This window comes from Acidisphaera sp. S103, assembly GCF_009765975.1.
GTDB lineage: Bacteria > Pseudomonadota > Alphaproteobacteria > Acetobacterales > Acetobacteraceae > Rhodopila.
Genome location: NZ_LMUJ01000060.1, coordinates 246,891 through 251,469 on the forward strand (window position 1 = coordinate 246,891; position 4,579 = coordinate 251,469).

General features: G+C 65.9%; 5 protein-coding genes. 1 reads left to right on the plus strand and 4 read right to left on the minus strand.

The features are described 5' to 3' along the window. On the minus strand, nt 1–1,069 hold a 1,069-nt coding region (locus GSQ89_RS20065), incomplete at its 3' end, for a sodium:proton antiporter (protein ID WP_158928456.1). 74 nt (nt 1,070–1,143) lie between these two features. Between GSQ89_RS20065 and GSQ89_RS20070 the strand changes: the two genes are divergently transcribed. Then, entirely contained in the window at nt 1,144–1,926 is a 783-nt protein-coding gene (locus tag GSQ89_RS20070; RefSeq protein WP_158928458.1) for an SDR family oxidoreductase, read from the plus strand. A gap of 167 nt (nt 1,927–2,093) precedes the next feature. Here the strand turns inward: GSQ89_RS20070 and GSQ89_RS20075 are convergent, their stop codons facing one another. The 3 genes from GSQ89_RS20075 to GSQ89_RS38595 form a co-directional block, all read right to left on the minus strand. After that, nucleotides 2,094–3,176, minus strand: coding sequence for an LLM class flavin-dependent oxidoreductase (locus tag GSQ89_RS20075; RefSeq protein ID WP_158928460.1), 1,083 nt, complete (start codon nt 3,174–3,176; stop codon nt 2,094–2,096). A 57-nt stretch (nt 3,177–3,233) separates the two neighbouring features. After that, nucleotides 3,234–4,367 (minus strand): aminotransferase class V-fold PLP-dependent enzyme, encoded by a 1,134-nt coding sequence (locus GSQ89_RS20080; RefSeq protein ID WP_158928462.1) that lies wholly within the window; start codon nt 4,365–4,367, stop codon nt 3,234–3,236. Between the two features lie 21 nt (nt 4,368–4,388). Continuing rightward, nucleotides 4,389–4,579: hypothetical protein (locus GSQ89_RS38595; RefSeq protein WP_216856289.1), on the minus strand; the 191-nt coding region annotated here is incomplete at its 5' end.

Consider the following 4,579-nt stretch of genomic DNA (forward strand, 5'->3'; position numbering starts at 1 on the left):
CCCAGGTCAGCACCGCGATCCCGCGGACCCTGGGCAGCTGGTTCAGGTGAACCAGCACCGTCGGCACCGCCACGCTGACCAGCCGAGTCACCAGTGCCAGCGCGATCCCCCCGCCGGCGGCCAGCAGCAGCGGCCGGTTGATCTCCACCGACAGCAGCGCAAAGCCCATCAGCAGGAACAGGATGGCGTTCAGCAACTCGTCCATCAGGTCCCAGAACAGGACCACCTGCTCGCGGGACCTGTCCGTCATGGCAAAGCGAGTGGACCGGTGCCCCGTCAGCAATCCCGCGACGACCACCGCCACGGGACCGGACACGGACAGCGCGGCAGCGACGGCATAGGTCACGGTGACCAGCGCCAGCGTGATCGTCAGTTCCAGCGACGGCTCATCCGCCAAACGCAGCGCCCGATACGCCAGCCAGCCGGTGACGAGCCCCAGCGCAACGCCGCCGCCCGCTTCGGTCAGCAGTTCCAGCCCGATCGTGCTGGCCGAGGCATCCTGGCCGTTCGCCCATTCCAGCGCCGCGCCGAAAACCACGACCGCGACACCATCATTGAACAGGCTTTCCCCCAGCACCACCGCCAGCAGACCGGACGGCAGGCCGGCGTCCTTCAGCAGACCGCCCACCGCGATCGGGTCGGTTGGCGCCAGCAGAGCCCCCAGGACGAAGCACCAGGGCAGCGGGACGGTACCGCCAAAGATCAGGTGGATACCAAAACCATACAGCGCCGTCGCCATCACCACGCCCAGCGTCGCCAGCGACAGCACGGTCCATTTCTGTGAGCGCAGACTGTCCATATCGACATGCAGGCTGCCGGCGAACAGCATGAACGCCAGCAGCCCGTCCAGGAAGACATGCGGCAGGTCGGTCTCGGCGACCAGGTCCTTCCACCACGCCCGCAACTCCACGCTGTCCACGGAACGGTCGACCAGGATGATGACGACCGACAGCGCCAGCGACCCGGCCATCAGCAGGATGGTCGGCGGCAGGTGGAAATACCGGTGGTTCACGATGCCCAGGGTGGCGGCCAGCAACAGCAGCGCGGCGAGAAATTCAAACGACGACATGGGCATCCTTCGGCGCGCGTTGCACGGAACCTGTATGTCCCCCAAAGTGGGGCTTTCGATAGGGGAGTAAACCGATGGAAGTCCGTCTCGACGGTCGCACCGCGATCATAACCGGGTCCAGCAAGGGCCTGGGCCTGGCCATGGCGAAGGAATTCGCAGCCTCCGGCGCCAATGTGGCGATATTGGCACGCAGCCCGGAGGCCCTGGCCGAAGCCCAGGCCACCGCATCGGATGGCGCCTCCGGCAAGGTGGCCACGTTCTCCTGCGACGTCTCCAAGGCCGAGGACATCAACAAGACGTTCGCTGCGGTGCTTAAAACGTTCGGCCAGGTGGACATCCTGATCAACAACGCCGGCATGTCGCGGGCGATGCCGTCCGACCAGATCACCGACGACATCTGGCAGGAAGACCTCGACCTGAAGCTCTTCGCCGCGATCCGTCTGGCGCGCCTCTGCTGGCCAGGGATGAAGGAGCGGAAATGGGGCCGCATCATCAACGTGCTGAACACCGGCGCCAAGGCACCGCGCGCCAACGGCGCCCCGACGGCGGTATCCCGCGCCGCCGGCATGGCCCTGATGAAGGTGATGTCCGCCGAGGGCGCCCCCCACGGCATCCTGGTCAACGGCATGCTGGTCGGACAAATCATCTCCGACCAGATCGCTCGGCGCTACAAGTCCGCCGGCAGCAACGAACCGTTCGAGACCTTCGTCGCCAAGGCCGGTGCCGGAATCCCCGTCGGCCGCATGGGCAAGGCCGAGGAGTTCGCCGCCATGGCCTGCTTCTTGTGCAGCGACCATGCCGGCTTCACCACCGGCACCGCGATCAACATGGACGGCGGCGCCAGCCCGGTCGTCTGACAGCCGCTACGCCGCGCCGCCCAGTTCGTCGAGAAGAACGGCGATCTGGGCGCGCAACGCCTTCCCGTCATGGCGAACGCCGGAGGCACTTCCCCTCCGTCATGGCGAGCGCAGGCTCGCCATCCACGCCTTCTCTGAATGCAAAAAACCAACGAATACCGAACGGGTCACGCCGCCCGAGCAGCCGCCCGCTCCGCAATCAACTGCCGGGTCAGCGGCAGCAAATCTCGTCCATACGCGACATTGTCCACCAGCGGGTTGAACCCGCGGATCAGGAACGTCGTCACCCCCAGATCGTGGTATTCGCACAACGACTCGGCGACCTGCCGAGGCGTCCCCACCAGGCTCGTCGAATTACCGCTCGCCCCCGTCAGCAGCGCCGCCCCGGTCCACAGACGTTTGTCCAGACGCTCCCCCTTCGCCGCGGCCGCCAGCAGCCGTTTCGATCCCTCATTCACCGGATTCCGCGGACTCAGCCCCAACGCCGCCCGCCGCTCGATAATCCGTTGCTTGATCGACTCAGCCTGAGCCCATGCCTCATCTTCGGTCGGTGCCAGGATCGGGCGCAACGACAGGCTGACCCGCACGGTACGGTCATACTTCGCCGCCTCGGCCCGGACCCGACCGGTGATTTCGCGCACCTGCTCCTGAGTTTCGCCCCACAGGGCGTACACGTCCGCATGCTTGGCACTGACCGCGATCGCCGCGTTGGATGCGCCACCAAAGTAGATCGGAATACGCGGCTGCTGCACGCAGCGCTGCGCCGTCGACGCGCCCGAGAAATGATAGAACCGCCCCTCGTGATCCACGGTCGGACCCGGCTCCGTCCATATCCGCTTCAGGATCGATACATATTCGTCAGTACGAGCATAACGGTCTTCCTTCGCCAGCGTATCCCCATCACGGAACTGGTCGACATCGTCGCCGCCGCTGATCACATGGATCGCCGCCCGCCCGCCGGTGATCTGGTCCAGCGTAGCGAATTTCCGAGCCGCCAGGGTAGGGGCGACGAAGCCCGGACGATGGGCGACCAGGAAGCCCAGTTTCTCGGTATGCGCCGCGGCCGCCGCCGCCAACAGGAATCCATCCGGCCCATCCGAGTAGTACCCCACCAGCACCTTATCAAAGCCGCCCGTCTCCGCCGCCTGGGCGAAGTCCCGGATATAACCGCGGTCCATGATCACCGGAGGCGGCGCCATGATCTCCGACGCCTCCCGGTGATGGATCATGCCGATGAATTCGACGGTCATGCGATACTTTCCTTCAGAACCGCCGGATCATAGCCACGGACCGTCGCACCGATCCAGTCAGTCCCGCAACACGGACGCCACCAGCGCCGCCAACCGGTCATAGTCGCGCAGTTCATTGTACGCGAAGGCCGACACGCGTAGCCACAACGCGCCATCCAGCACATGCACCGGGGCATCGGTGCCGGCCGCCATCAGACGCTGCCGGATCGCCAGCGCATGCGCCGGGCTGGAATCATCCACAGGCAACCGGATCGTCGCCATCGCCCCCGCGACCGCCCCGCGCGTCCCCACCTGAGTATTCAGCCGCCGAGCGATCCGCTCCGTCCCCTCTGCCGCCAGTGCCTGGTTGCGCGCCCGCAGCGCCGCCCCACCCAGGCGCTCATGGAACGCGATCGCCTCAGTCACCGCCAGGAACGCACTCGGGTCCGCCGTCCCCGTCCAGTCGAACTCCGCCAGGAACCCCTGCCCATAGCCGTGCGAGATCGTGCCAGGGTGCAAACCGGCCTGTGCCGCCGGGGCGGCATGCAGGAACGCACAACCTTTCGGAGCGCACAGCCACTTATGGCAATTGCCGACGTACCAGTCCGCGCCAATGGCGGTCAGGTCCAGGTCGACCTGCCCCGGCGCGTGCGCACCATCGATCAGCACCTTCACACCGGCATCATGGCACAGCGCGACGATCCGCTGCACCGGCACGACGATCGCGCTGCCGGAGGTGATGTGATCGATAACCGCCAACCGCGTGCTGGGCGTCAAAGTCGAGGCAACCGCGGCAACCAGCGCATCCTCGGTCGGATCGGGATACGGCACCGTCGCCCGCACGATCCCGGCACCTACCGACTCTGTAACGAGTCGGACCGTATTGTGGACCGCGCCATAGACATGCGACAGCAACGTTACGGTGTCGCCAGAACTCAGCCCCGGCAGGCTGCGAAGTACAGCGTTGCACCCTGTAGTTGCGTTTCCAACGAATACAATGTCGCGCCCGTTCGCGTTGACAAACGATCCCAGCGCCTCCGCCGCCTCCCGGATTGCCGCCGCATATTCCGTGTTCATGAACCGGCTCGGTTGCCGCTCCATCCGGTCCTGCCAGGCCCGCTGCGCGGCGATGACACACTTCGGCGCCGCCCCGTAAGACCCGTGATTGACGGTCAGGAAATCGGGATCGAGGTCCCACTCGGTTGGCAACATGGTCGAACAGCTTTCAAGTGGCTACCCAGGCCGCCGCCATTCCATCTCCACGTAGGGCAGCCTCTCCGCTACCTGAACGAAGCCGGCCCGGCGGTTCATGCGCAACGATACCTCATTATGCCACAAAACGTCCACGCGGACACAGGAACAGCGTTCACCCATCCACGCCACCAGACCCGCCATCACCGCGGTCCCCAGGCCCGCCCCTCGTT

Excerpts from the sequence above, each read along its gene's own strand:
- GSQ89_RS20070 (WP_158928458.1), top strand. The coding sequence starts at position 1,144 with ATGGAAGTCCGTCTCGACGGTCGCACCGCGATCATAACCGGGTCCAGC.
- GSQ89_RS20075 (WP_158928460.1), bottom strand. The coding sequence starts at position 3,176 with ATGACCGTCGAATTCATCGGCATGATCCATCACCGGGAGGCGTCGGAG.
- GSQ89_RS20080 (WP_158928462.1), bottom strand. The coding sequence starts at position 4,367 with ATGTTGCCAACCGAGTGGGACCTCGATCCCGATTTCCTGACCGTCAAT.